Below are 24,882 nucleotides of genomic sequence, written 5' to 3' on the forward strand. Positions count from 1 at the left end.
GCGGCGGTCGACGTGATCACCATCGCAGCGGCCCTTCAAGATCGCCACCGGAACGGACGATCGGGCAGCTTCCCCGAAAAACGGGTCAAAATGGCTGATCATGCCGGAATGAGGCGTATCAATGCGAAACGCGTGCTGGTCGGTGAGCCCCTCGACACCGCACGCCTGGGCGAGACCCTCCTGCCGAAACGGCTCGCCCTGCCGATCTTCTGCAGTGACCCGCTCTCCTCCGTGGCCTACGCCACCGAGGAGATCCTGCTGATCCTCGCCCTCGGCGGAGTCGCGCTCCTCCACCTCACGTGGTACGCGGCCGCCGCCATCGTCTTCCTCCTCGTGGTCGTCATCGCCTCCTACCGGCAGACATGCCACGCCTACCCGGGCGGCGGCGGCGCGTACGTCGTCAGTTCCGAGAACCTGGGGCCGACCGCGGCGCTGACCGCCGCCAGCGCCCTCCTCGTCGACTACGTGATGACCGTCGCCGTCTCCGTCGTCTCCGGGGTCGCCGCCATCACCTCGGCGGTGCCCGCCCTCAACGACCACGAAGTCGGCCTGTCCGTGGCCTTCGTGGTCCTGCTGACCCTGATGAACCTGCGCGGCGTACGGGAGTCGGGGCGCGTCTTCGCCATCCCCACCTACGGCTTCGTCCTCGTCATCTACGTCATGTTCGCCTTCGCCGCCGTCCGCGTCGCGACCGGGGACACCATCCGGGCCGAGTCGGCCGACCTGCCGATCACTGCCACCGGCACCTACACCGGCCTCGCCCTGGTCTTCCTCGCGATGCGCGCCTTCGCCTCCGGCTGCACCGCCCTCACCGGGGTCGAGGCGATCAGCAACGGCGTACCCGCCTTCCAGAAGCCCAAGGCGAAGAACGCGGCGAACACCCTCGCCGTGATGGGCGTGCTCTCTGTGACGATGTTCGTCGGCATCACCGTCCTCGCGATGTCCTACAAGGTGCACGTCGCGGCCGACCCCACGGAACTGGGCCTGCCCCCCGGCACCCCGATGTCCACCGCCCTCGCCCAGATCGGCCGGGCCACCTTCGGCAGCTGGCACTTCCTCTTCTACCTGCTCCAGGCCGCCACCGCGGGCGTGCTGATCCTCGCCGCGAACACGGCCTTCAACGGCTTCCCGATGCTCGCCTCGATCCTCGCCCGGGACCGCTACGCACCCCGCCAGCTCTTCAACCGCGGCGACCGCCTCGTCTACTCCAACGGCGTCGTACTGCTCGCCCTCGCCGCCATCGCCCTCATCGTCGCCTTCGACGCCGAGCTGACCCGCCTCATCCAGCTGTACATCATCGGCGTCTTCGTCTCCTTCACCCTCTCCCAGTCCGGCATGGTCCGGCACTGGCGCAGGGAACTCGCCTCGCCGGCGACCCCGAAGGAGGAGCGGATCCACATCCACCGCAGGCTCGCCATCAACGCGGTCGGCGCGGTGATGACCGCCGTGGTCCTGGTCATCGTCCTGCTCACCAAGTTCACCCACGGCGCCTGGCTCGTCGTCATCGCCATGCCCGCGCTGTTCCTGGGCATGAAGGGGGTGCGCCGCCACTACGACCAGGTCGCCCGACAGGTCGCCGTCGCCCCCGGCGTCACACCCCGCCGGATGGCCCGCCACCACGTGGTCGTCCTCGTCGCGAACGTCCACGCCCCCACCCTCAAGGCCCTCGGCTACGCGCAGGGCCTGCGGCCCGACACCCTGACCGCACTCTCCGTCGCCGCCGACGAGGAGGACGCCGAGCGGCTGCGCCGGGCCTGGGCGGAACACGACCCGGGCATGCCGCTGAAGGTGCTGCACTCCCCGTACCGCGACGTCGTCGGGCCGGTGCTGGTGTACCTGGAGGCGGAGGCGGCGGCCGAGGGGACGGACATGCTGTCGGTGGTCATCCCGGAGTACGTGGTCGGGCACTGGTGGGAGCAACCCCTGCACAACCAGAACGCGCTGCGGCTCAAGGCGCGGCTGCTGTTCACCCCGGGGGTCGCGGTGATCGACGTGCCGTACCTGCTGGAGTCGGCCCGGCATGTCGGGCCGGAGGGACCGCGGCCGCCGCGGTCCCCGCGGGATCCCCGGGATCCGGGCTCACCCCGGGATCCGGGCTCACCCCGGGAGCCGGCGGGACCGGGGCGGTAGGCCGCTGGGTCACCGCGGCGTGCGCCAGGGCCAGCTCCACCACGTGCGCCGGATCCGACAGGGCGCGTCCGGTGAGCTGCTCCAGGCGGCGCAGCCGGTTGGAGACCGTGTTGCGGTGGCAGTAGAGCCGCTGCGCGGCGTACGTCGTCGAGCCCTGGCAGGACAGCCAGGTGCCCAGGGTGGTCAGCAGGATCCGGCAGTCCTCCGGGGGCAGGGCCAGCACCGGCCCCAGCACCACCCGGCGCAGCCGGGCCGCGAGTTCCGCGTCGGCAGCGACCAGCGCCCCCGGCAGCCGCTCGTCGAGCAGGGCGGTACCCGGCCCGCCGGAGCGGGGCGCCGTGCGCAGGGCGAGCCCGGCCAGCCGGCGGGCCCCGGCCACCTCGTGGAGGTCGGTCACCACCGGGCTCACCCCGGCGCGCACCGCGAGCGGGCCGAGGAGTTCGCGCAGCGACTCCAGCGGATGGTGACCCAGCTCCGCCAGGCCCGTCTCCCCGTCGGCGCGCAGCCGCCACAGGACGCGCGGGGCGGCGGGCAGCCCGCCGGGCCCGTCGGGGCCGCCGGGCCCGCCGGGTCTGCCGGGTCTGCCCGGTCCGCCCGGCTCGGCCGCGCCCTCGCCGAGCACGATCACGGCGAACCGGCCCCGCGCCGGCAGCCCGAGGTGGGCGGCGGCCTCCGCCGCCGTCCCCGTACCGTCGAGCAGTGCGTCCAGCAGGGCCGCGCGGCGCTCCCGTTCGCGCTCGCCCCGCGCCCCCTCGGCCCGGTGGTACCCCTCCGAAGCGGCGTCCGTCATCCGGTCGACCACCTCCCACAGGGCCGGCGCCCCGGGCAGCAGCCGGGGCAGCGCGGCCCGGTCGTGCGCGGCCACCGCCTCGGTCAGGCTCTGCCACAACACCCGGCCGCAGCCGCGGTAGACCCGGTGCAACGAGGCGAGCGGAATTCCTTGCTCGGCGCGCAGGGCGCCGGTGGTCCGGGCGTCGGAGAGGTCCGGTGGCAACCCCCGCGCGCCGCGGACCAGACCGTCGACGGCCTGACGGAGGGTGTGGTGGATGCGCTCGCGCAGTTCGCCGCGGCCGAGCAGGGCGGCGTAGGCGGGGTCCTCGGTCACGGTCCGGTCGGCGAGCCGGTCGGCCGCGACGGCGATCCGGCGGTCCAGGTCCTCACGTATCTCCTCGATGATCCGCTCCATGAACCGCAGCGTGACACGGGGGAGGGGGCGCTGGGGAGGGGCCGGAGCCGGCAGGTCGGCTAGCGTGTGCTGAGCACTGCAGGTGCAGTGCTCACGGAAGACCGCCGCCCACACTCCGGGGACCCCATGCGCCAGAACCCGCAACGCCGCGCCGCGCTGCTCGACGCCGCGATCGAAGTGCTGGCCCGCGACGGCTCGCGCGGTCTGACGCTGCGCGCGGTGGACGCGGAGGCCGGTGTCCCGACCGGCACCGCCTCCAACTACTTCGCCAACCGCGGTCAGTTGCTCGTACAGATCCTGCACCGCACCCGCGAGCGGCTGGTCCCAGACCCGGCCGACCTGGCCGGACCGCTCGACACCAAGATGCTCATGCGGCTGCTGCTGGAGCGGATGCGGCGCGAGCGCAGCGTGCACGTCGCGATGCTGGAACTGCGGCTGGAGGGCACCCGCCGCCCCGAACTCCAGGCGGAGCTCGTCGGCTTCCAGAAACTGGAGCTGGCGGCGAACGTCACCTGGCACCTGGACGCCGGTCTGCCCGGGGACCGTGAGGGCGTGGTCCTGCTCTACCTGGCGATGCTGGGCCTGATCGTGGACGACCTGACCGCTCCGGCGATGCTGGACGAGGCCGGGACGGACCGGCTCCTCGGGCTGATGGTGGACCGGCTGCTCCCGGAGCGCCCGGCCGACTGACCGACGGCCCCGGGCCTCCGTCACCTGGTCGCCGGCGCGCCGTCCCCGGCGGGCGTGACGCGCACCCGGTAGCGGACCGGTCGCGGCGAGTTGCCCTTCACGATCGAATCCAGCGACCACTGCATACACGCTTGATCAGAAACGAACAGGTTCCAGCCAAGCTGTCACCCGGGACCGCGCATGTTCCAGCGGAAAATGCCAGAACGCCCTTTCGCACTGTGGAACTTGAGTAAGTTCCCTCCTGTCGCGCCGCACGACCGTGCACTCAGCACGTCCGGCCGGGAGGGGAGCCCGCGTGCCCGGGATCGACGAATGCCTGCTCGAAGCCATGGCCCTGCCTGGTGCGCGTGGGGCCGCGCTGGTCGACTGGAGCAGCGGACTGGCCCTCGGCACCGCCGGGGACTCGCCGGTCGGCGATCACGAGACCACCGCCGCCGAGACCGCCGAACTGGCCCGGGCGGCGGCCGAGTACGAGTCGTTCGCCCCCGCCGACGGTATGCCGGGAGACAGCGGCGGACCGGGCTCCGGCCCGCCCGTGGAAGACCTCATCGTCACCACCCGTACCGGATATCACGTCCTGCGCTTCGTCGAGACCAGCTTCGACAGCAGCGTATTCCTCCACCTGTGGCTCGACAGGGCCGACGGCAATCTCGCCCTGGCACGGCTCAGGCTCCGCGCACTGGCCGAAGGACTGGTGCTCAGATGACCACCGCGGTATCCCCCCTGCTCACCCGGCTCGCGGCCGAACGTGCCACCGGCGCCCTCCTGCGCGACCGGGGGACCCTCTTCCTGGAGGACGGCAGGATCGTGCACGCCGAGAGTCCCTCCACCCCCGGGCTGGACGTACTCCTCACCACGGGCGGCGGCCTCGCGCCCGAACGCTGGAACGAGGCCATCACGGCGGCCGGCGCCCGCCGCCAGGTCGCCCGCTTCCTGGTGGACAGCGGGGGCATGGCGGGCGGCGAACTGGAGATATGCCACCTCGCCGCCATCTTCGACGCCGCGTTCTTCGCGCTCTCCCCGGGCAGCGGCCCCTCCCGGTTCCGCCGGGGCGCCACCCACTGGATCGGCTCGGTCCGCTCGGTGGCGGCCGCCGCCGTCGAGCGCGAGACCCGCCGCCGCCGGGAACTGCTCGACGCCGTCTGGCCCTACCCGCTGCTGGACACCGCACCGGTCGTGCCCCGGGCCGCGGCCCCCGGACAGACGGTCACCGCCCGCCAGCGCCTCCTCCTCCAGCGGGCGGACGGCATACGGACCCCTGCGGACCTGGCCTGGGTACTGGGCCGGCCCGCCTTCCACACCCTGCTCGACGTACGAAGACTCGCCGCCGCGGGGCTCGTCGAGACCCCCCACGCGGCGCCGGTCCCGGAACCGGCCCCGACCCTGCCCGACTGGATGACCCAGGCCCAATCCCCGGACGTGGCACTGCTCCGCCGGCTACGCGACGCACTGGAGGCAAGCCTGTGAGGCTCCCGCTGCGGCCGGTCCTGCGCACCGACCGCCCCGACCGAAGGCAGCCCGAAGGGAGGAAGGGCGACATGATCCCGTCGATGGTGACGGCCGAGGCCGAGGCCGAGATACTCGCCGAACTCCGTCGCCTGCGGGCGCGCCTCCCCCAACTCACCGGAGCCCTCGCCGCCAGCTCCGACGGTCTGGTCCTGGCCCAGGACAGCGCCGCCACCGAGACCGAATCCGTCGCCGCCCTGACCGCGGCCGCGCTCGGTGTCGCCCAGCGGCTCAGCGACAGCACCGGTCAGGGCGCGTTCCGGGAACTCCTCGTCCGCGGTGAGCACGGGTACGTGGCCACGTACGCCGCCGGCGAGGCCGCCGTCCTCACCCTGATCGCCGAGACCCGCGTCAACGTCGGCCGCCTCCATCTGGAGGCCCGCCGGTCCAGCCTGCACATCACCGCACTCATAGAACACAGCCTCGGCCGCCGGGGCCCCGCGGCGCCGTCCTCCGGCGCCCCCGGGCCGTGACCGGCGCAGTCCGGCCCCCGCCTTCCCCCCAGCAGTAAGCAAAAGCACACGAGCGACCGGCACCGGCCGACGTCACAGAAGAAAGAGGAACAGTCATGGCCAACGTGGAGACCGCACTCAAGGAAGCCCTCACCACCATCGACGGCGCGCTCGGCGCGGCCCTCGTCGACTACGGCAGCGGCATGGCCCTCGGCACCGTCGGCGGCGGCAAGGACCTCGACCTCGCCGTCGCGGCCGCCGGCAACACGGACGTGGTGCGGGCCAAGGTGCGCACCATGGAGATGCTCGGCCTGAAGGACGAGATCGAGGACATCCTGATCACGCTCGGCGGCCAGTACCACCTCATCCGACTGATGAAGGGACGGAACTCGGAGGGCTTCTTCCTCTACCTCGCCCTGGACCGCCTGCGGGCCAACCTCGCCATGGCCCGGCACCAACTCAAGAAGATCGAACTCGAACTGGAAGTGTGACGGCGGCCCGGGAGGGCCGCGACGTTGCGGAGGCGGGCGGTTGAATTCTTTGCCGTCCGCCCCGGCGGAGACCGGGTTATGTCCGGAATGGGCTGAATTTATCATCCCGTTACAGAGTAAGATGCTGTAATCGGCTGATCAACAACTCATCAACAGAGCAAAAAACGCTGGAGAACCCGCCACCCATGCCCCCGCGCCTGAGCATCGTCGTCCCCGTCTACAACGTCGAGCTCTATCTCGACGAGTGCCTCGAATCCATCGCCGCTCAGACGTTCGACGACTTCGAGGTCGTCCTCGTCGACGACGGATCCACGGACTCCAGTGCGGCGATCGCCGAGGCCTTCGCGGCTCGCGACGCGCGCTTCCGATTGGTCCTCCAGAAGAACGCGGGGCTGGGCGCCGCCCGCAACGTGGGAGCCCGGCACGCGTCGGACGGCACCGAGTACCTGGCCTTCGTCGACAGTGACGACACCATGCCCCCGGACGCCTACCAGCGGATGATCGACACCCTCGACGAGACCGGGTCGGACTTCGCTGCGGGCAACGTCGAGCGTTTCCGCTCCGTCGGCAAGCAGCAGTCCTGGGGCCACCGCGCCGCGTTCTCGAAGAACAGGTTGAAGACCCACATCTCCAAGTTCCCGGCGCTGGTCACCGACCGCACCGCGTGGAACAAGGTCTACCGGCGCACCTTCTGGGACGAGCACGGCTTCCAGTACCCGGAGGGCATCCTCTACGAGGACGCTCCCGTCAGCATCCCCGCCCACTACTTCGCCACCAGCGTCGACGTCCTGAGCGACGTGGTCTACCACTGGCGGGTCCGCGAGACCGGCGAGCGCTCCATCACCCAGCGCTCCACCGACCCGGTGTCCGTCATCGACCGCGTGACCTCCGTCCGTCTGGTCCGCGAGGCGCTCCTCGGCAAGTCCGGCGAGAAGTACGCCCGTTACCTGCGCGACTACGACCACAACGTACTGGCCGAGGAACTCCCCCTCATCTACAAGTACGTCGACGAGGGCGGCCCCGACTTCCGCGCGGCCTTCGTCAAGGAGGTCGGCGGCCTCGTCCGGGAAATCGGCACCGGCCCCTGGCGCGACCTCACCGTCGCCGACCGGCTCAAGGCGTACCTGGCCCGCGAGGGTCGCGTCGAGGAGTTCATCGGTCTCCTCCACCACCAGCGGGACTACGGCCACAGCGTGCCCGTCAAGGGACTGGCCCGCCCGCAGGCCGACTACCCCTTCCTCAAGGCACCCGTCCCGCCGAAGCTGCTCACGCTCGGCCCGCGCGAGCGCCGCGTCGTCAGCCGGCTGGAGCACGCCTCCTGGGCCGACGGCAAGCTCCTGCTGCGCGGCTACGCGCTGCCCGGCCACCTGGGCGCCGAGAGCCGCCTGGGCACCCGCAAGGTGCTGGTCTTCCGCGAGAGCGGCAAGCGCCGCCGCAACGTCGTCAGCACCCGCACGGTCGCCTCCCCGATGGCCTCCGTCAACGCCCCGCACCTGGCCCTGCGCCACGCCGACTGGGCCGGCTTCACCGCCGTCGTCGACCCCACGGTCTTCCAGTCGGGCGGCACCTGGCGTGACGGCATATGGTCCACCTCCATCGCCGTCACCGGCGCCGGAGGCCTCCACCGGGCGCGCCTCAAGGGTGGCGACCACGACAGCGGTCACACCCCGCCCGCGCACTGGGTCACCCCCGACGTGCGCATCCTGCCGATCATCTCCCGCTCGCTGACCGTCCAGGTCGAGGTGGTCCGGGCCCGCGCCCTGGACGTACGCCTCCTCGACGACGCGACCCTGGAAGTGGCCGGCGAACTGGCCGCCGAGGTCGGCGCCGGTGCCACGCTGCACGCCGAGCACGCCATCAGCGGCACCGTCCTCACCGTCCCGCTGACCAGCCCCGAGGGCGGCACGGCCCGTCCCGGCGGCCGGATCCCGTTCACCGCGGCCATCCCGCTGGACCGGCTGAGCGCCGTACCGGCCCCCGACCGGCTGCCCGGCGAATGGACCCCGGAGCCCTGGACCCTGACCGTGGTCCGCGCCGACGGAACCAGCCACCCCCTGGCGCACGACGAGCGCGGCGGCTTCACCGCCCTGGTCGCCACGCTGCCCGGGGACACCGCCGGACGCGCCGTGTTCGCCAAGCGCGCGGTGAGCGGACACCTCATCCTCTCCGTCCAGGTCTCGCCGCCGCTCGTCGACTCCGTCACCGCCAAGGACGGCATCCTGACGCTGGGCGGCACCTACCGGCTGCCCGCGTCCGCCGCCGACGAGCCGTACGAGCTGGTCCTGCACAACCACAACGGCGTGGAGTTCAGCTACCCCGTCACCCGCGACGGCGACCGCTTCGAAGCCTCCTTCGAACCCGTCCTGCCCGTCCCGTACGCGGGCCGCACCACCATCCCGCACGGCCGCTGGTGGCCGACGTTGCGTCCGGTGAGCGAGGGCGGCGCCACCGCCGGGCTCCTCGGCGTCGAGCGCGGCGCCCCCGTCCAGCTGGTAGCGCCCGCGCTGGGCTCCGGACCGCACCCGATCACCGTCGAGGGCCGCCGGATGCGCGTCGAGGCGCGCTTCCACGACCGCATGGCGCTCGTCGTGGACCAGCTGCTCAGCCCGCACGACCGCTCCCGCTACGCGCAGCGCATCGCCCGCGACGTGACCTACCCGGCGCAGCGGAACCTGCCGGTCAAGGACATGGTCGTCTACGACGTCTTCCAGGGCCACGGCGCCGGCGACGCGCCCCGCGCCATCCACGAGGAACTGGTGCGCCGCGGCGAGAAGTTGGAGCACGTCTGGCTGGTCCGTGACGGTCGCGTCGAGGTCCCGTCGACGGCGCGCGCCGTCCAGCACGAGAGCCTGGAGGCCTGGGACGTCCTGGCCCGCGCCCGCTACTACGTCGTCAACGACAGCGTCCCGAAGCACTTCCGGCGTCGTCCCGGCCAGACCGTCGTCCAGACCTGGCACGGAACCCCGCTGAAGAAGATCGGCTACGACTTCGTCCACGACTACTACACCAGCCCGGACGTGCTGGACGGCCTGCGGCACGACAGCGACCAGTGGACGCTGCTCGCCTCCCCGAGCTCCTACGGCACCACCGTCCTCAAGCGCGCCCTCGGCTACGACGGCGAGATCATCGAGGTCGGCAGCCCCCGTACCGACGCCCTCGTGCGGCCCGACGCGGAGCGGGCGGCCGCCGTCCGGAGCCGACTGGGCCTGCCCGAGGGCAAGAAGGTCGTCCTCTACCTCCCCACCTGGCGCGAGAACCAGGAGGCTTGGAGCGGTGGCTACAAGCTCGACCTGCGGATCGACCTCGACGAGGCCCGGCGCGAGCTCGGCGAGGACCACGTCCTGCTCGTCCGGGGCCACTACCGGGTGACGGAACAGGTCCGCGACGGCGTCCGTGACGGCTTCGTCGTCGATGTGGCCAACTGGCCGGACACCACGGACCTGCTGCTCGTCGCCGACGTGCTGATCTCGGACTACTCCTCCGCGATCTGCGACTTCGCGCTCACGGACCGCCCGATCCTGCTGTTCGCCTACGACCTGGAGCACTACCGCGACACCCTGCGCGGCTTCACCTTCGACCTGGAGAAGAAGGCGCCGGGTCCGCTGCTCCGGGATTCCGCGAGCCTGATCGCGGCCGTTCGGAACGCCGACGCGGTGGGCGCCGAGTACGCCCCGGCGCGGAAGGCCTTCCGCGAGGAGTTCTGCGACCTGGACAAGGGGCGGGCGGCCGAGCAGGTCGTCGACCGCATGCTCGGGAAGTAGCCGTCAGGGGACGACCCGCCCTCGGGAAGTAACCCACAGGAGTGAACCAAGAGACCGGCCCCGCGCCCACCGATGAGTTTCGGGCGCGGGGCCGGTCTCTTGGTGTGGGACGCGAGGTCCCGCCCACCGCGACGGGAGACAGTCATGGTCACCAAGGGTTTCACCACGTGCCTGTGGTTCGACGGCAGGGCCGAGGAGGCCGCCGACTTCTACCTGTCCGTCTTCGAGGACGGCAAGCTCGGCCGGATCGGCCGCTACACCGACGCGGGTCCCGGCACGGCCGGTGAGGTGATGGTCGTCGAGTTCGAGATCAACGGACAGAAGTTCATCGGGCTCAACGGCGGCCCGCAGTTCACCTTCAGCGAGGCCGTCTCCTTCCAGATCCACTGCGCCGACCAGGACGAGACGGACCACTACTGGGCGGAGCTGACCAAGGACGGCGGCGAGGAGGGGCCCTGCGGCTGGCTCAAGGACAAGTTCGGCCTGTCCTGGCAGGTCACGCCGACCGAGGCCCTGGACCTGGTCTCCGACCCGGACCCCAAGCGGGCCGCGCGGGCCATGGAGGCCATGTACGGGATGAAGAAGCTCGACGTCGCCGAGATGCGCCGGGCCGCCGACGCCGGCTGACGGCGCGCGCCGCCGTCCGCGGCCGGCGGCGCCCCAGGCCGGGGCCGGCGGGCTCAGGCGCTCTCGGCGCCGATCCGGGCCAGCAGTGCCGGCAGCGCGGTGCCGATCGGCTCGCGGACGACCTCGTCCGCCAGCGCGTCGTACGGGGTCTCCTCCGCGTTCACGATGATCAGCCGGGCCCCGGCCTCGGCGGCCATCCCGGTCAGCGAGGCGGCGGGCTGGACCTGGAGGCTGGTGCCGACGGCGATGAAGACCTGGCTGCCCTTGGCCACGGCCACCGCCCGACCGAGCACCTCCGGGTCGAGCCGCTGCCCGAACATGACGGTGGCCGTCTTCAGGATCCCGCCGCATGCCGGACAGGCCGGGTCGGGCTCCCCGGCGGCCACCCGGGCCAGCACCTCGGACGCCTCCGACCGGGCGGCGCAGCCGGTGCACACCACCGACCGGGCCGTCCCGTGCAGCTCGAACACCTTGCGGGCGGGCATCCCGGCCAGCTGGTGCAACCCGTCGACGTTCTGCGTGATCACCCGGACCGGAGTGCCGCCGCGCTCCAGTTCGGCCACGGCCAGGTGCGCCGCGTTGGGCCGCGGGGCGGCGGCCCACACCTCGGCGCGCATCAGCCAGGACCGGCGGCGGATCTCCGGATCGGCCATGTAGGACGAGTACGTCACCAGCTTCTCGGCGTCGGGGTCGCGCCGCCACAGCCCCTGCGGCCCCCGGTAGTCCGGAATCCCGGAATCCGTGGACATTCCGGCCCCACTGAACACTGCGACGAGCGGCTTTCCCATGCCGCGACCCTACGCAGCGCCCGCCCGTCGTCGCGACCCCATTTGGCGCGGCCCGGTCCCGCCGGGTGCGGCCGGGGGCCGGCCGGTTCCCGCTTCGGGGTCGGGCCGCTCTGGTACAACACCGGGCATGACGGGATTCGAGATCGCCGGCGCCGGCGCCGCCGACATGGAACTGATGCGCTCCTGGGCCGACGCCGAGGGCTGGAACCCGGGGGACCACGACCGGTTCGCCTTCGCGGCGGCGGACCCGGAGGGCTTCCTCGTGGGGCGGCTCGACGGAGAGCCGGCCGCCTGCGTCTCGGCCGTCCGCTACGGCACCGGCTTCGGCTTCATCGGCTTCTACATCGCCCGCCCCGACCTGCGCGGGCAGGGCTACGGGATCCAGCTGTGGCGGGCAGCGACGGCCCGGCTCGCCGGGCGGCTGGTCGGCCTGGACGGCGTCGTCGAACAGCAGGACAACTACCGGACGTCCGGCTTCCGTTCGGCATGGACCAACCTGCGCCACCAGGGGGTGCCGGGCGGCGGTGACGAGCGGGTCGCGGGCGGTGGCGGTGACATCGAGATCATCGACGCGGCGACCCTGCCCTTCGCCCGGCTCGCCGACTACGACCGCCGGTTCTTCCCCGAGCCCCGCGACGCCTTCCTCGCGCTATGGACGGGACTACCCGGCCACACCGCCCGCGCCGCCGTCCGCGACGGGCGGATCGAGGGCCTCGGCGTGATCCGTCCGTGCGGCTCCGGCGCCCCGCGGATCGGACCGCTCTACGCGCAGACCCCGGAGGTCGCCGCCGCCCTGGTGCGGCGGCTGGCCGGGTACGCCCCGGACGGGGAGGTCGTCCTGGACGTACCCGACGTGAACCCGGCGGCGACCGCCCTGGCGGCCGGACTGGCCCTGACCCCGGTGTTCGAGACCGCCCGCATGTACACGGGCCCGGTACCGGAGCTGGACCTGGCCCACCTGTACGGGATCACCAGCCTCGAACTGGGCTGAGGGCCGGGGTCGGGCCGGAGCAGGCCCCGTCGGCCCCGGTCCGCATCCCCGGCCGGGCTCAGATCCCGAACAGCACGCCGTTGCTGGCGCGCAGGTTGCACGGGTTGCCGAAGGTGTAGGTGTAGTTCAGCTTGCGGCCCTGCCACACCCCGACCGCGGTGACCGTCATCGGGTTCCACTCCCGGGTGCACGCCACGTCCGGCCGGGGCTCGGCGAGCGCGTCCAACACGGGTCCGTTCGCCAGCAGTTCGGCACATGCGGCAGCCGGGTCGGGGTGCGTGCCGCCGGGCCTCGGCGAGCACGTCAGCGTCGCCGCGCGCAGCACCGTACCGCTGTCCACGTCCTCGCCGGCCGTCAGGCTGACCACGAGCGCGGACGGGGCGAACAGGCTCTGCGTGCCGGCGGGCGCGGCGCCCGCGGCGCCCGTTCCGGCGAGCGCGGTGACGGCGGTGAGCGCCATGGCGCCGGAGGCCAGCCCCAGACTCCTGGTGGTGGACCGCATTTCGAACACTCCTCGGGTCGGCGTTTCGGATAACGGACGGGAGTCTTGCCCATCCGCGACCGGAACGCCCGTGCGTACCCCCATTTCTCGTCACTGATCGTAAGTGTGTGTGTGCACTCCGCAGCGGTGCGGGTGCGCGTGACCTGTGGGGGAGCGGTTCGCCGAATCGGCCCGAACACCCACCCTGAAACCTTTCTTCTACGGGTTTCGGAGGCTCATCGGGTCGCACCGGTGCGCGGTGCGTAGAGGTCCAGGAGCCGGGTGCGGGTCTGTTGGAGACGGACGGCGAGGACGCGTCCGACCCAGTGCCCGACCGCGGAGCCGAAGGCGGGATCGGCGTCCATGAGCAGGCGTACGGTCGGTCCGTCGAACTCGTACGCCCGTACCGGGGTCATCGCCTCCGCGCTCAACTGCCACACGTACGGCGGGAACAGCCAGGACCAGCCGACGAGTTCGCCGGGTCCCAGGCTTTCCACGGAAGCGGCGCGTTGACCCGGCATCGGTATCTCGAGGGTCACCGTGCCCGAGCGCACGATCCAGAAGGAATCGGCCCGGCCGCCCTCGTCGAAGATCCGCGCACCCTCGCGGAAATTGACCTCCCGGGCGTGGGACATCAACCGTCCCCGGTACTCGGTGGACAGGACGGCGGCGATTCGGATAGGGGAAGGTGTGCTCACGACGGCCTCCGATCACGACCCCCCAGAGCCTGCTGCTCATCCCAGTGTCGCCGAAGCGGGCCAGGATGGCGCCGACGCGGCGCGGCGGGTGTGCGCGGGCCCGCGCCGGCCGCCGCCCGGGCGGGGCCGCGGCCACCGCGGGCGGCGGGCCGTCACCCTCGGCTACTCCTCGGCGGCGGCCTCCAGGCAGGCCAGCTCCATGGCGTCGAGCACCGCCTCGTGGCTGCGCCGGCTCAGCTCGGCGACGTTCTCGATCTGTGCCGTCGCCCAGGCGGCCAGGGTCATCGCCAGCACCCGCAGGCCGTCGGTGCCGTGATCGGCGAGGATGCCGTCCGCGACGATCATGGCGTCCTCCGGCACCTGCTCCGGCGGCTCCAGCCCGGCGAGGCCGCGCAGCATCGTGAGGGTGCGCCGGGAGATCTCCGGAGTCATCCTCGCCAGCCGCATGTCTTCTTCTTCGTCCATCCGCCCCGCCCTTCGGTGCCATGGCCCGTCCCCCGCCTTGAGGCACCGTAGAGGGGCGGCGCGCGGCGCGGGGCTGTTTTCGGCGGGTGACCGTGTGCGAAGGGGTGGCCCGCGATTCGCGCGGTTGACGCGTCCCACAGCCCGCCGGCGAGCACCACAGGGCGCGCCCGCCCGGGGATCGGCGGGGTCCGCCGCCGGGCCGGTCGTTCTCCGTGGGGTGACCCCGTCCGGGCCGGGAAGGCGTCCGGGGCGGGTCGCGGCTGAGGATTTTCGACCGGTTCTGCGCGTGATGGGTCAATCCTGGTGACCGGCTCGCGGATTCGCCCTAGGGTGCGCCCGTACGTACGTCCGCCCACCCGTACGCGGTCACGCGGGCGTACGGCCGTCCGCCGGGCACCCCGCGCGGCGCACGGGCAGTGCCACGCACAACGAACTGGGGGGTTCATGCGCAGATCCAGAGGACCCGCGGCCGCTCTCGCCCTGTCCCTGGCCGGTGCCGGGGCGTTCGTCGGTCTCGGGCTCGCCCCGCCGGCCGCGGCCGTCACCCCGCCCGTGGCCTTCACCGCCGACGCGCTGCCCACCTGGCAGCCCAACGGTGTGGTCTGGGCCCTCGCGGAGGCCGGCGGCACGGTGTTCGTCGGCGGCACCTTCTCCGCCGTACGCCCGCCCGCCGGCGCCGGGGGCAGCGAGAAACCGGTGGTGAACTTCGCCGCCCTGGACGCCGCGACCGGCGCCCCGACGGCCTGCAACCTGTCGTTCACGGTCGGCTCGGGCACCGCCACCGTCCGCGCGCTCACCGTCTCGCCGGACCGGAAGACCCTCTACGCGGGCGGCTACTTCGGCGCCGTCAACGGCACGCCGGTCTCCAGCATGGCCGCGATCGACGTGGCCACCTGCACGGTGAAGCAGTCCTTCCGCCCCGCGTTCGCGGCCACCGTACGGGCCATCGCCGTCACCGCCGACACGGTCTACGCGGGCGGCGACTTCCTCACCGTCGCCGGCCAGTCCCGGCAGCGCTTCGCGGCCGTCGCCGCCGCCGACGGCGCCCTGCGCCCCTTCACGGCCGACGCCGACGAGCCGGGTCGGGCCGTCGAGGTCACCCCGGACGGCCAGAACGTCCTGCTGGGCGGTGACTTCTTCACCGTCAACGGGACGAACACCCACGCGCTGGCCGTCGTCGACGCCGACAGCGGCGCCCTCACCAGGTCCTACGCGGGCTTCATCGAGACCAACTCGGTCGTCAAGGACATCGCCACCGACGGGACCGGCTTCTACACCGCCAACGAGGGCACCGGCGGCGGCGTCTTCGACGGCCGCATCGCCCTGGACCTCGCGGGCTTCGGCCAGCGCTGGCGCGACACCTGCCTGGGCGCCACCCAGGCCGTGCTGCCGTACCAGGGCGTGCTCTACAGCGCCTCGCACGCCCACGACTGCGCCACCGTCGGGGAGTTCCCCGACGGCCAACGCCACCACCTGCTGGCGCAGCCCACCACCTCCGTCGGCAAACTGGGCTGGGCGCCGGACACCAACGACGGCATCGGCGAGGGCATCGGCCCGCGCGTGCTGACGGTCGGCTCCAAGGGCGGCGCGCAGTACCTGTGGGTCGGCGGTGAGTTCACCACCGTCAACGGGGCGGCGCAGCAGAGCCTGACGCGCTTCTCCTCAACCGGCGACACCGGCGCTCCGACGGTGCCCGTCGCGAGCGCCTCGGCCTTCGGGCCGGGCGGGGTCCAGGTGCGCTGGCGCACCAGCCTCGACCTGGACGACAGCGCCCTGACCTACCGGATACACCGCAACGGTTCCGCGTCGCCGATCGCGACGGTGAACGCCGATTCGCTGTTCTTCCGGCGGCCCCAGGCCTCCTGGACGGACACCACCGCCCAGGCCGGCCAGTCGTACACCTACCGGGTCACCGCCACCGACGCGGCGGGCAACACCAGCGCCCTGTCGGCGACGGCGGCGGTGACGGTCCCGACGTCGGCGGAGGCGTACCCGAGCCGGGTCCGCGCGGACGGCGCCCAGCTGTACTGGCGCTACGACGAATCGGCCGCGCCCTACGTGGCGGACTCCTCGGACGGCGGCAACCAGGCCGGCGTGCACCTGAACGGGCCGGCCCTGCGCCAGACGCCGGCCGCGGTGACCGGCGCGAGCACGGCGATCGGCTTCAACGGCACGAACGCCCAGGTGCACGGTGAGCAGCGGCAGTCGGTGGGCAGCACGTACAGCGTGGAGACCTGGTTCAGGACGAACACCACCCGCGGCGGCAAGGTCGTGGGCTTCGGCAACCAACAGACCAACGGCAGCGGCCAGTACGACAAGCACGTCTACATGACCAATGACGGCCGGCTGGTCTTCGGCGTGTACACGGGTGCCACCCGCACCATCACCACCCCCGGCGCCTACAACGACGACCAGTGGCACCACGTCGTCGCCACCCAGGGGCCGGGCGGCATGACCCTGTACGTCGACGGCGTCCAGCGCGGCACCCTCAACGTCACGACGCACGAGAACTTCTCGGGCTTCTGGCGCGTCGGAGGGGACTCGCTCGGCGGCTGGCCGGACCGTCCCACCAGCGACCACTGGGCGGGCCGGCTGGACGAGACCGCCGTGTACCCGACGGTCCTGAGCGCGGCGCAGGTGCAGAACCACCACGCCCTCGCATCCGCCCCGGCGGACTCGACGGTCCGGGTGACCGCCGCCGAGGACACGTACGCCAACGCGGGCGCCCCGGGCACGAACTACGGCGCCTCGGGCTCCCTCGCGGTGCGCGGGTCCTCGGCGTACGCGAGCTACCTGCGCTTCGACCTTCCGGCCGCACCCGCGGGCACGGTGCTCAAGGCGGCCACGCTCAGCGTGAAGACCAGCACCATGGCCGGCGCGGGCACCGCGGACGCCGTCGCGATCGTCCCGATCACGGGGGCGTGGACGGAGGGCGGGACCACGTACACCAACCGTCCGGCGCTCGGCTCCCCCGCGCTCGGCTCCTTCGCCGGGATCCCGGACGGTTCGGCCGTGCACACCACCGGGCTGGACACGGCCACCGTCGCGGGCGCGCTCGGCGGCGGCTACGACCTGGCGCTGACCGCCGCCGGCAGTGACGCGCTGTGGCTGTGGTCCTCGGAGGCGGCGGCGAACGAAGGGACGCCGCAGCTGACGCTGACCTTCGGCGCGCCGTAGCCGCCCCGCGGTGAGGGGAGGGGCGCGGACCCATCCGGTCCGCGCCCGTCCCCGCCCCCTCGCGTTCCCGCCCCTTCGCGTTCTCGCCGCAGGCCAAGGTCACGAAGGGTGACCAGGCTGCGCCGCACGGCCCGCGGTGGTCCTGGAGACCGCGGGCCGCCGGTCAGCGGGGTGGCTCGACCTCCAGGAAGCGCCGGCCGCGCGGCCCCCGGTAGAGCAGGCACTCCCAGCCGTGCCGCTCCAGCTCCGCCGCGCAGGCCGTCAGCCGCTCCCGTTCCTCCTCGGCGGCGCCCGAACCCGGGGGACCGGTCCAGGTCACCGTCACCGTCATCGGGGCGGAGGCCCGGCCGCCGGCGCCGGCGGCGTCCGTGCCGTCGGCGACCCGGTAGCCCGTGCGGCTGCGCCGACCCTCGGCGTCCACCGCCGACGGCGGGAAACCCGCCGCCTCCAGCACCAGGGCCACCGCACGCGGCACGGCCCGCACCTCCCAGGGGGCGGGGGAGTGCGGGCCGTCGCCCAGCAGGCGGCGGATCTGCAACAACCCCTCGTACGCGGTGCGCAGCTCGCCCGCCCGCGCCCGTGGATCCGTCGGCGGACCGTCACCGTTCGCCGGTTCGAAGCCCGCCCCGTGCGGACCCGCCATCGAACCCCCCTTTCCCGCCGCGTCTTTCCGCCGGCATCCGAATGAGTACCTCACGCGCAACGGCCTGAGTATCCGCCCCGATTCCCCGCAGCGCCGCCGTTGATGGAATGACGGCATGACCTCAGCACCCCCTTCGGACGCCGCGATCGCCGTTTGGCGTCCCCGCATGCGGCACGTGACCACCGCCGGCTCGGCGCTCGCCGTGGCACTGGTACCACTCGTGGTGGGCGTGCTCGTCGCCAAGGGGGTCGCCGCCGATCCGCACGCCCCCGTCAACGCGCTGATCAGCGGAGGCGGGCAGCGCGCGGGGCTGCCGGTCACCGAGTGGCGGCGGCGCGGGCACGGGGCGCTGCGCCGGCTGCGGACCGCCCGCGAAGGGACGGCCCGGCGCTGCGCCTCCGTCCGCGACCGCCGCCGTCCCGTCAGGAGGCCAGCGGTTCCTGCAGCTCGGTGACCCACTGCTCCGGGTCGTCCGGGCAGGCCAGGGTCAGCTCGCGGGCGTACCCGGCCGAGCGGTGGCCGTGCGCGTCGATCCACCGCGCCAGGGCCTGTGCGGTCGGCAGTACGCCGTCCATCGCGCCCCGGTGCACGACCGTCGCCGCCCGCTCGACCCCGGGCAGCTCCACGATCAGCACCCCGTCCCCGAGGTCCTCACGGCGGACGCCCGCCGCCACGGGCAGCCCGGCGCGCACCAGGACCGAGCCGGGCTCGGCGTCCGGGGCGTCCTCGTAGCGGGCCAGGCCCGGGCCCGTCGGGGTGATGCCGGCGCCTTCGAAGCGGCGGCACAGTTCCCCGTACAGGGGGCCGATGACCGGCCCGATGTCCTGGGGGGCGTAGCTCGCCGACACCCCGGTCAGCTCGGCCAGCCGGACGGGCGGCAGGCTCTTGACGACGATTTCGTCGGTGGGCATGGTTCCCTCGCTCTCGATGGTCCGGAGCCTCGTCCCGACCCGGTTCAGCCGGGCGGTCGCCTCGGCCACGGCGCTCTCCAGCTCCGCCCGGCGCAGCCGCAACATGCCGCGCAACTGCTCCGGGGTCACCTTCTCGTCGAGGACCGCCGCCACCTGTTCCAGGGTGAAGCCGAGGTCCTTCAGCGCGATGACGCGGTTGAGGCGCGCCAGCTGGCCCGCCTCGTAGTAGCGGTAGCCGCTGGACGGGTCGACACGTGCCGGGCGCAGCAGTCCGAGGGCGTCGTAATGACGCAGCATGCGGACCGATACCCGGCCGTGTTTGGCGAAGTCTCCGATGGTGAACATGACGTCTCCCACTGCACGGCCTGACACGGTGTGAGGGTCAAGTCTGCGGGGCGGGCGTGATGGCGGACGCGTGGGCCGGGCGGGGTGCGGTCGGTCAGTGGCCGTACTGGCGGACGCACAGGTCCACGACCGACGGCGGGACGGTGCCCTCCGCGGCCGCGCACAGTTCCTCGCCCCGGGGCAGCCGCGGCGCCGCCGGGCGGGGAACGCGCGGCGGGGTGGGTTTCGCGGGCCGCACCCGCCGGGGCGCGGGCGGCTTCGCGTGCCGGCGGGCGGGCGGGTCCGCCTTGCGGGCGCGCGGGGCGGCCGCCGGGGCGTCGCGGGTGTGGTCGGGCCCGTCGTCCGACGCGTCCCGCTGCTGCCGGTCGCCCGGCCCGGTACCGGGTGGCGGGGTCTCGGACTCCGGGTCGGGCAGCACGCTCAGGGGCAGGGGCCGCTCCGGGGGCCCGCCGTCGGAGAGCCTCCCCTCGGCGGCGTCCTGCCGACCGAGCGGCGGCGTGGAGCCGCGTACGGGGTCGGCGGCGCCGGACTCCGGGCCGACGGAGACGCAGCCGGCGCTCGCGAGGAGGGCCAGTAGGGAGAGGGGCAGGGCGGCCCGGCGTAACTGCATCCGACCACCATGCCGTAGTCGGCGGGCCGCCGAAGCCGAACCTCACGCGTCCGGGTGACGCGGGGTGCAGGACGGGGTGACGGGGCTCCGGCGGAGAGGCGTTGCTGAATCGATTCCGCACCGTGTTGCCCGAATCGGTGGCGGTCATCGCAGAATGGCCCCGAACGCGAGCGGTACGGCAGGGCAGCGCGGGCGACGGGGGAGGCGCGACCCCCCGAGCCCGGTGCCGCCGTACCGCGTTCACCCCGCCGGACCGCCCACCCGTACGGAGCCCCGCCCATGCCCTTCGCTGCCGCCGCGCCCAACAGCCCTGATTCCGGGTCCGATTCCGGTTCCGGCCCTGACGCCGATCCTGGCCCCGGCGTGGACCCCGATTCAGGCGTCCGCCCCGGCCCGGATGCGGGCCTCCTTGCTGGTGAGGCCGACTCCGGTTCCCGCCTGGACGCCGACGCCGACCGTGACGCCGACGCCGACCGTGACAGCGACCGTGGCCCCGGCTGCCGCACTGGTCCGGATGCGGGCTCCGGCCCTGATCGCGGCGCCGGCGTGGGTGCCGGCGGGGTCGGGGGAGCGAAGGGGTGGGCGGCCGTGGCGGCCGTTTCCCTAGGGATCTTCGGACTGATCACTTCCGAGTTGCTGCCCGTCGGCCTCCTCACCCCCGTCGGGGACGCGCTCGGGGTGTCCGACGGGACCGCCGGACTGATGGTCACCGTCCCCGGACTCGTCGCCGGCTTCTGCGCCCCGCTCGTCACCGTCGGCGCCGCCCGCGTCGACCGACGGCACGTACTGTGCCTGCTCATCGCCCTGATGGCCGTCGCCAACCTGGTCGCCGCCGTCGCGCCGAACTTCGCCGCGGTGCTGGCCGCCCGGGTGCTCGTCGGCGTCAGCGTCGGCGGATTCTGGGCCGTGGCGGGCGGACTCGCCGTCCGGCTGGTTCCCGCCCGTCACGTCGGCCGGGCCATGGCCGTGATCTTCGGCGGCGTCCCCACCGCCTCGGTGCTCGGGGTGCCCGCCGGGACCCTGCTCGGCGAACTCGGCGGCTGGCGCACGGCCTTCGCGTCCGTCGGGGCACTCGGCGTCGTCACCCTCACCGCCCTGCTCCTCCTGCTGCCCGCGCTGCCGCCGACCCGGCCCGTCGCCCTGGCCGAACTGCCCGCCCTGCTCCGCCGCAACCGCGGCGTCCGCGCCGGGGTCGTCGTCACCTTCCTCCTGGTCACCGGGCAGTTCGCCGCCTACACCTTCGTCACCCCGGTGCTGCGGGACATCTCCGGCGTCGCGTCGGGCTCCGTCAGTACCCTGCTCCTCGGTTACGGGGTCGCGGGGGTCGCCGGGAACTTCCTGGTCGGTCCGCGCGATCCACGTCGTACCCTGCTCGTCGTCAGCGCCACCCTGACCGTCGTCCTCACGCTGATCGCCCTGCTGCCCGGAGCCGCCGTCGGAACGGGCCTGTTGCTCGTCTGGGGCCTCGTGTACGGCGGGGTCTCCGTGAGCCTCCAGGGCTGGATGACCAAGGCCGCGCCACAAGCGTCCGAGGCGGCCTCCTCCCTGATGGTGGCCATGTTCAACTTCGCCATCGCGGCGGGCGCGCTCGCCGGCGGCCTCGCGGTGGACGGCGTCTCCGTCGCCGCCGCCCCGCTGACAGGGGCGGCCCTCATGTTGCTCGCGGCCCTCACCGTGGCGGCGGCCTGCCGCTACCCGGCGGCCCCCGTGGCCGAGGTCCCCGACCACCGGCTCGGGGCAGCGGCCGATACGGTGCGCGAGCGGCCCGGCAAGGCCTCGCCGGCCGACCGTCGAGGAACCCCGTCGGCCGCGGGCAACTGCGCGTCCGGGGGGCCGAATCGGGGCGCTGACGGCAGGTGGCGGAGTCGGGCCCGTCCCCCACACAACGGATGAAACGGGTGGATCGGGCATCCGGCTTGACCGGAGTGGTCCCGGAGGGAAAGAGTCCGATCAAGAACCGCCGTAAGGGCTGACCCGGAGATACTCCAGATGTCGATATCCGTCCGTGCCACACTCACCTCCACCCTCCTCGGCGGCTCCCTCGTCCTCGCTCCGACCGGTGCGCGGGCGGCCACCCCCTCGGACGGGACCGGTCGGGCGGTCCGGGCGGGCGCCCCGTGCCCCGATGTGCTCGGAGCGGCCCGATTCCACGCCGAGTTGATCGAGGGCCACGCCATCGGTCCGGCCCGAGGCCCCTCGCCCGCCGAGTTCACCGCCCTGCGGAAGACCTCGGCAGCGCTGGCCGCGGTGCGCTCCGACGCGGTCGGTCCGAGCCCGCACGGCGGACACCTGTGGCTGACCGGAACGGACGCGCGGTACAACGTCTTCTCGCTCCCAACCGCCGAGTTGGAGAAGACCCGGAAGGTCCACCTCGACGTCCCGGTGGGTGCGGTCACGGTGGTCAACGTCACCGGGGCGACGTACGACCAGGGCGCGACGGGCACCGGCGGCTTCCTCTTCCTGGACGAGAGCGCGGACGCGGCGGGGGAAGCGGAAGCCGACACCGACGCCGGGGCCGACCGCGGGACGGATCCGGTCCGGTCGAGGTTGCTGTGGAACTTCCCCGCTGCCACGAAGATCGTCAAGCGCGGTGCCAACCCCTGGCCGGGTACCGTCCTCGCCCCCCTTGCCGCCGTCGACCTGGGCAAGGGCGGCCCGCTCGAAGGCGGCCTCATCGCCCGCTCGCTCAGCGGCAACGGTTCCGCCGAGACGCGCCACCACCCCTTCACGGGCTGCCTGCCCACCGCCCCCGGCCCCGCCCCCGACGGCGGCGGAAACCGCGGCCGGGTGGAGTCCGGCCAGCCGCGCCCGCCGACCGGCACGCCCACACCCACACCCACGCCCACATCCACGCCCACCGCCGCGCCCGTCCCCGCGCCCCGCGCCACGGTCGCCGCCTCCGACGCGCCGACGGGCCACGCTCCCGCGGCCCCGACCGGCACCCGGGACCGGGGCCCCTCCGCGGTCCCGGCGACCGGAGCCGCCGGCCCGGGCGGCGCCGACGGTGGTCTCGCGCTGACCGGCGCGGGCAAGGCGGTGCCCCTCGCCATCGGCGGAGCCGCGGTACTGGCCGCCGGTGCGGCCATGGTCCTGGTCGCCCGGCGGCGCAGGGCCTGACCGGCCGGACGGGGGTCGGTACCGCACCGCCGCGCCGACCCCCGTCCTCCTTCTCCTTCGTTCCCCTTTCCCCCGCCGCCGGGGCAGCCGCCCGGGCCACGCCCGCGGCCGGCCCCCGTCGGCACGTCGGCAAGACGCCCCCTAGTCCGGAGACCAGCGTGTCGCACCACACCGAGGAGAGCGGGATCGTTCCCGACGACCGTCTCCTCGTCCGCCCGTACGTCACCCCGCCCGCGCACCCGGCCCCCTTCACGACCCCCGCCTGGCCGCTCGGCCCGTCGGCGGCTCCGGTACGGGCGCCGGCCCCGGCGGGCGCTCCGGTGGCGCAGGCGTCCCCCGTCGAGGGGCGGCGCGGGAGCCGGCGACCGCTGATGGTGCTGGCGCTGCTCGCGCTGGCCGCCGCGGGCACCCTGGTCGTGCTGCTCCGTTCCCCCGAACCGGAGCCCGCGCGGGCCGTCCCGCCGCCGGAGCTGTCCGTACCCGTACTGCCGGCCCGCAGCCCGGGTACCGACGACACCCCCGCGCCGCACACCCCCGCCGGGACCGCCCCCTCCGGCTCCGCGTCCGGAACCCCCGCCCCCGCACCCGCCACCACCCCGGCCGGATCCCCGACGCCGACGCCCCCCGCGCCGCCGCCCACCCCCGCCCCCACGGCGCCCCCGACGGCGCCCCTCCCCGCCGTGAAGCCGACGCCCGCGACCCAGGGCACCCTGCGCCCGGGCGACTGCGGGGCCGAGGTGCGGAACCTTCAGGAACGGCTCCACGGGCAGGGGTTCACGTACGTCTCGACGACCGGCGTCTACGACGCCCGGACCGAACGCGGCGTGGCCCAGTTGCAGCGGGACCGCAGCATCAAGGGCGACCCGTACGGCGTCTACGGCCCGGCGACCCGCGCGGCCTTCGGCTGACCGCCGCCGGCCGCCGGTCCTACGCGGTCGGTGCGGGCGCTCCGGTGCCGCACGGGGCGTGGTGGTGCGGCGTCGACAGGGCGCCGGCGATGGGGTGGGGCTGCGGGACGCCCCCAGGGTCCCGCTCGTTCCACCGCTCCCGGTGCATCGCCCCCCGCTCACGCGCCGAGCGCCGCCGCCCCCGACGGGCGCCCGACCGGCGCGGTGACCGGCGGTCGCCCGGCCACGCGGTGGTCACCGCCCGGCGAGGAGGCCCGGCAGGTCGCGCATGTCGTCGAAGACAATGGTGTCGGGGCCTTCGAGCTGCTCGGGCGGGGTCAGCCCGCCGGCGTAGCCGAAGGAGCGCATGCCCGCGGCGCGGGCCGCCAGGACGCCTGGCCGGCTGTCCTCGACGACCACGCACGCGGCGGGGTCGACGCCCATCCGCTGCGCCGCGTAGAGGAACAGGTCCGGGGCCGGCTTGCCGCGGGACACCTCCGAGGCGCTGTGGATGCGCCCCGCGAACCGGTCGTGGAGGCCGGTGCGGCCCAACGTGTGGCGCATCTTCTCGTGGGAGCCGCTGGAGGCGACGCACATCGGCAGGGTGATCGCGTCGAGCGCCTCGGGCAACCCCTCGACGGGGGACAACGCCGTGTCCACGGCCTCCCGGTGGAGCTGTTCGAACCGGTCCCACCACAGGACGGAGGTCTCCTCACCGAGCCGTGCGGCGACCTGCTCGCGGATGGACACACCGGAACGGCCGATGAACCGGTCGATGACCTCGTCCTCGGTCAGCGGCCAGCCGAGCTCCGCTCCGAGAGCGACCTGGACGCGTACGGCGATGCGTTCGCTGTCCACCAGAACGCCGTCGCAGTCGAATATCACGAGTTCAATGGGCTTGATCATTCCCGCAGCATAGGGCGGCC

Annotated in this window: 22 protein-coding genes and 1 pseudogene; 14 read left to right on the forward strand and 9 right to left on the reverse strand. The window is 73.7% G+C overall.

The features are described 5' to 3' along the window. The first annotated feature begins 108 nt into the window (after positions 1 to 108). A complete protein-coding gene (locus ACZ4XJ_RS12875; RefSeq protein WP_468496181.1) occupies positions 109 to 2,130 on the forward strand; it encodes an APC family permease in 2,022 nt (673 codons plus the stop codon). Between the two features lie 31 nt (positions 2,131 to 2,161). On the opposite strand, the pseudogene ACZ4XJ_RS12880 reads toward ACZ4XJ_RS12875, so the two are convergent. After that, positions 2,162 to 3,316 (reverse strand): annotated as a pseudogene (locus ACZ4XJ_RS12880) (PucR family transcriptional regulator); the annotation flags it as partial. A gap of 126 nt (positions 3,317 to 3,442) precedes the next feature. Between ACZ4XJ_RS12880 and ACZ4XJ_RS12885 the strand changes: the two are divergent. The 7 genes from ACZ4XJ_RS12885 (at position 3,443) to ACZ4XJ_RS12915 (ending at position 10,843) form a co-directional block, all read left to right on the forward strand. Beyond that, on the forward strand, positions 3,443 to 4,006 hold the full coding sequence (locus ACZ4XJ_RS12885) for a TetR/AcrR family transcriptional regulator (RefSeq protein WP_468496182.1): 564 nt from the start codon (positions 3,443 to 3,445) through the stop codon (positions 4,004 to 4,006). Positions 4,007 to 4,301: 295 nt separating this feature from the next. Then, the gene (locus ACZ4XJ_RS12890; protein WP_362879029.1) at positions 4,302 to 4,712 is read left to right on the forward strand and encodes a hypothetical protein; all 411 of its coding nucleotides are present in this window, start codon (positions 4,302 to 4,304) and stop codon (positions 4,710 to 4,712) included. After that, positions 4,709 to 5,473 carry a transcriptional regulator gene (locus tag ACZ4XJ_RS12895; protein WP_362879030.1) on the forward strand — a complete coding sequence of 255 codons (765 nt, stop codon included), beginning with the start codon at positions 4,709 to 4,711 and terminating at the stop codon, positions 5,471 to 5,473. The genes ACZ4XJ_RS12890 and ACZ4XJ_RS12895 overlap by 4 nt, the downstream gene beginning before the upstream one ends. 71 nt (positions 5,474 to 5,544) lie before the next feature. Further along, the gene (locus ACZ4XJ_RS12900; protein ID WP_362879032.1) at positions 5,545 to 5,985 is read left to right on the forward strand and encodes a roadblock/LC7 domain-containing protein; all 441 of its coding nucleotides are present in this window, start codon (positions 5,545 to 5,547) and stop codon (positions 5,983 to 5,985) included. A gap of 95 nt (positions 5,986 to 6,080) precedes the next feature. Beyond that, the gene (locus ACZ4XJ_RS12905; RefSeq protein ID WP_362879033.1) at positions 6,081 to 6,455 is read left to right on the forward strand and encodes a hypothetical protein; all 375 of its coding nucleotides are present in this window, start codon (positions 6,081 to 6,083) and stop codon (positions 6,453 to 6,455) included. A 185-nt stretch (positions 6,456 to 6,640) separates the two neighbouring features. Next, complete coding sequence (locus ACZ4XJ_RS12910) at positions 6,641 to 10,216, forward strand: bifunctional glycosyltransferase/CDP-glycerol:glycerophosphate glycerophosphotransferase (protein WP_468496183.1); 3,576 nt, start codon at positions 6,641 to 6,643, stop codon at positions 10,214 to 10,216. 144 nt (positions 10,217 to 10,360) lie between these two features. Next, a complete protein-coding gene (locus ACZ4XJ_RS12915; protein ID WP_362879036.1) occupies positions 10,361 to 10,843 on the forward strand; it encodes a VOC family protein in 483 nt (160 codons plus the stop codon). A 53-nt stretch (positions 10,844 to 10,896) separates the two neighbouring features. Here ACZ4XJ_RS12915 and ACZ4XJ_RS12920 read toward each other — a convergent pair whose 3' ends face one another. Beyond that, entirely contained in the window at positions 10,897 to 11,631 is a 735-nt protein-coding gene (locus tag ACZ4XJ_RS12920; protein ID WP_362879038.1) for an SIR2 family NAD-dependent protein deacylase, read from the reverse strand. A gap of 127 nt (positions 11,632 to 11,758) precedes the next feature. Between ACZ4XJ_RS12920 and ACZ4XJ_RS12925 the strand changes: the two genes are divergently transcribed. After that, entirely contained in the window at positions 11,759 to 12,622 is an 864-nt protein-coding gene (locus ACZ4XJ_RS12925; RefSeq protein WP_468496184.1) for a GNAT family N-acetyltransferase, read from the forward strand. Positions 12,623 to 12,680: 58 nt separating this feature from the next. Here ACZ4XJ_RS12925 and ACZ4XJ_RS12930 read toward each other — a convergent pair whose 3' ends face one another. From ACZ4XJ_RS12930 to ACZ4XJ_RS12940, 3 genes are all read right to left on the reverse strand, one after another. Then, positions 12,681 to 13,124, reverse strand: a complete 444-nt coding sequence (locus ACZ4XJ_RS12930; RefSeq protein WP_362879041.1) for a subtilase-type protease inhibitor — start codon at positions 13,122 to 13,124, stop codon at positions 12,681 to 12,683. A 215-nt stretch (positions 13,125 to 13,339) separates the two neighbouring features. After that, positions 13,340 to 13,801 (reverse strand): Crp/Fnr family transcriptional regulator, encoded by a 462-nt coding sequence (locus ACZ4XJ_RS12935; RefSeq protein ID WP_362879043.1) that lies wholly within the window; start codon positions 13,799 to 13,801, stop codon positions 13,340 to 13,342. Positions 13,802 to 13,963: 162 nt separating this feature from the next. Continuing rightward, positions 13,964 to 14,266 carry a hypothetical protein gene (locus ACZ4XJ_RS12940; protein ID WP_281211262.1) on the reverse strand — a complete coding sequence of 101 codons (303 nt, stop codon included), beginning with the start codon at positions 14,264 to 14,266 and terminating at the stop codon, positions 13,964 to 13,966. Positions 14,267 to 14,710: 444 nt separating this feature from the next. Between ACZ4XJ_RS12940 and ACZ4XJ_RS12945 the strand changes: the two genes are divergently transcribed. Then, the gene (locus ACZ4XJ_RS12945; protein WP_468496185.1) at positions 14,711 to 17,443 is read left to right on the forward strand and encodes a LamG-like jellyroll fold domain-containing protein; all 2,733 of its coding nucleotides are present in this window, start codon (positions 14,711 to 14,713) and stop codon (positions 17,441 to 17,443) included. Positions 17,444 to 17,606: 163 nt separating this feature from the next. Here ACZ4XJ_RS12945 and ACZ4XJ_RS12950 read toward each other — a convergent pair whose 3' ends face one another. Then, positions 17,607 to 18,086, reverse strand: a complete 480-nt coding sequence (locus tag ACZ4XJ_RS12950) for a hypothetical protein (RefSeq protein ID WP_468496186.1) — start codon at positions 18,084 to 18,086, stop codon at positions 17,607 to 17,609. Between the two features lie 115 nt (positions 18,087 to 18,201). Here ACZ4XJ_RS12950 and ACZ4XJ_RS12955 point away from each other — a divergent pair, with 115 nt between their 5' ends. Further along, a complete protein-coding gene (locus tag ACZ4XJ_RS12955; RefSeq protein ID WP_468496187.1) occupies positions 18,202 to 18,540 on the forward strand; it encodes a hypothetical protein in 339 nt (112 codons plus the stop codon). Here ACZ4XJ_RS12955 and ACZ4XJ_RS12960 read toward each other — a convergent pair. Next, positions 18,509 to 19,342, reverse strand: a complete 834-nt coding sequence (locus ACZ4XJ_RS12960; RefSeq protein ID WP_384002559.1) for a MerR family transcriptional regulator — start codon at positions 19,340 to 19,342, stop codon at positions 18,509 to 18,511. The two genes, ACZ4XJ_RS12955 and ACZ4XJ_RS12960, sit on opposite strands and share 32 nt — an antisense overlap. Before the next feature lie 94 nt (positions 19,343 to 19,436). Next, entirely contained in the window at positions 19,437 to 19,952 is a 516-nt protein-coding gene (locus ACZ4XJ_RS12965) for a hypothetical protein (RefSeq protein ID WP_468496188.1), read from the reverse strand. Between the two features lie 588 nt (positions 19,953 to 20,540). On the opposite strand from ACZ4XJ_RS12965, the gene ACZ4XJ_RS12970 reads away from it, so the two are divergent. From ACZ4XJ_RS12970 to ACZ4XJ_RS12980, 3 genes are all read left to right on the forward strand, one after another. Continuing rightward, positions 20,541 to 21,845: an MFS transporter gene (locus tag ACZ4XJ_RS12970; protein WP_468496189.1), complete on the forward strand. Its 1,305-nt coding sequence runs from the start codon at positions 20,541 to 20,543 to the stop codon at positions 21,843 to 21,845. Between the two features lie 96 nt (positions 21,846 to 21,941). After that, a complete protein-coding gene (locus tag ACZ4XJ_RS12975) occupies positions 21,942 to 23,069 on the forward strand; it encodes a choice-of-anchor A family protein (RefSeq protein WP_468496190.1) in 1,128 nt (375 codons plus the stop codon). Positions 23,070 to 23,227: 158 nt separating this feature from the next. Further along, positions 23,228 to 23,977 carry a peptidoglycan-binding domain-containing protein gene (locus tag ACZ4XJ_RS12980; RefSeq protein ID WP_468496191.1) on the forward strand — a complete coding sequence of 250 codons (750 nt, stop codon included), beginning with the start codon at positions 23,228 to 23,230 and terminating at the stop codon, positions 23,975 to 23,977. A gap of 234 nt (positions 23,978 to 24,211) precedes the next feature. Here the strand turns inward: ACZ4XJ_RS12980 and ACZ4XJ_RS12985 are convergent, their stop codons facing one another. After that, positions 24,212 to 24,862 (reverse strand): HAD family hydrolase, encoded by a 651-nt coding sequence (locus tag ACZ4XJ_RS12985; RefSeq protein ID WP_468496192.1) that lies wholly within the window; start codon positions 24,860 to 24,862, stop codon positions 24,212 to 24,214. Positions 24,863 to 24,882: the final 20 nt, after the last annotated feature.

The organism is Streptomyces sp. NPDC029836 (assembly GCF_055574495.1).

Excerpts from the sequence above, each read along its gene's own strand:
- ACZ4XJ_RS12985 (WP_468496192.1), bottom strand. The coding sequence starts at position 24,862 with ATGATCAAGCCCATTGAACTCGTGATATTCGACTGCGACGGCGTTCTG.
- ACZ4XJ_RS12920 (WP_362879038.1), bottom strand. The coding sequence starts at position 11,631 with ATGGGAAAGCCGCTCGTCGCAGTGTTCAGTGGGGCCGGAATGTCCACG.
- ACZ4XJ_RS12975 (WP_468496190.1), top strand. The coding sequence starts at position 21,942 with ATGTCGATATCCGTCCGTGCCACACTCACCTCCACCCTCCTCGGCGGC.
- ACZ4XJ_RS12930 (WP_362879041.1), bottom strand. The coding sequence starts at position 13,124 with ATGCGGTCCACCACCAGGAGTCTGGGGCTGGCCTCCGGCGCCATGGCG.
- ACZ4XJ_RS12875 (WP_468496181.1), top strand. The coding sequence starts at position 109 with ATGAGGCGTATCAATGCGAAACGCGTGCTGGTCGGTGAGCCCCTCGAC.
- ACZ4XJ_RS12915 (WP_362879036.1), top strand. The coding sequence starts at position 10,361 with ATGGTCACCAAGGGTTTCACCACGTGCCTGTGGTTCGACGGCAGGGCC.
- ACZ4XJ_RS12925 (WP_468496184.1), top strand. The coding sequence starts at position 11,759 with ATGACGGGATTCGAGATCGCCGGCGCCGGCGCCGCCGACATGGAACTG.
- ACZ4XJ_RS12905 (WP_362879033.1), top strand. The coding sequence starts at position 6,081 with ATGGCCAACGTGGAGACCGCACTCAAGGAAGCCCTCACCACCATCGAC.
- ACZ4XJ_RS12965 (WP_468496188.1), bottom strand. The coding sequence starts at position 19,952 with ATGCAGTTACGCCGGGCCGCCCTGCCCCTCTCCCTACTGGCCCTCCTC.
- ACZ4XJ_RS12950 (WP_468496186.1), bottom strand. The coding sequence starts at position 18,086 with ATGGCGGGTCCGCACGGGGCGGGCTTCGAACCGGCGAACGGTGACGGT.
- ACZ4XJ_RS12885 (WP_468496182.1), top strand. The coding sequence starts at position 3,443 with ATGCGCCAGAACCCGCAACGCCGCGCCGCGCTGCTCGACGCCGCGATC.
- ACZ4XJ_RS12945 (WP_468496185.1), top strand. The coding sequence starts at position 14,711 with ATGCGCAGATCCAGAGGACCCGCGGCCGCTCTCGCCCTGTCCCTGGCC.
- ACZ4XJ_RS12895 (WP_362879030.1), top strand. The coding sequence starts at position 4,709 with ATGACCACCGCGGTATCCCCCCTGCTCACCCGGCTCGCGGCCGAACGT.
- ACZ4XJ_RS12900 (WP_362879032.1), top strand. The coding sequence starts at position 5,545 with ATGATCCCGTCGATGGTGACGGCCGAGGCCGAGGCCGAGATACTCGCC.
- ACZ4XJ_RS12960 (WP_384002559.1), bottom strand. The coding sequence starts at position 19,342 with ATGTTCACCATCGGAGACTTCGCCAAACACGGCCGGGTATCGGTCCGC.
- ACZ4XJ_RS12910 (WP_468496183.1), top strand. The coding sequence starts at position 6,641 with ATGCCCCCGCGCCTGAGCATCGTCGTCCCCGTCTACAACGTCGAGCTC.
- ACZ4XJ_RS12955 (WP_468496187.1), top strand. The coding sequence starts at position 18,202 with ATGACCTCAGCACCCCCTTCGGACGCCGCGATCGCCGTTTGGCGTCCC.
- ACZ4XJ_RS12940 (WP_281211262.1), bottom strand. The coding sequence starts at position 14,266 with ATGGACGAAGAAGAAGACATGCGGCTGGCGAGGATGACTCCGGAGATC.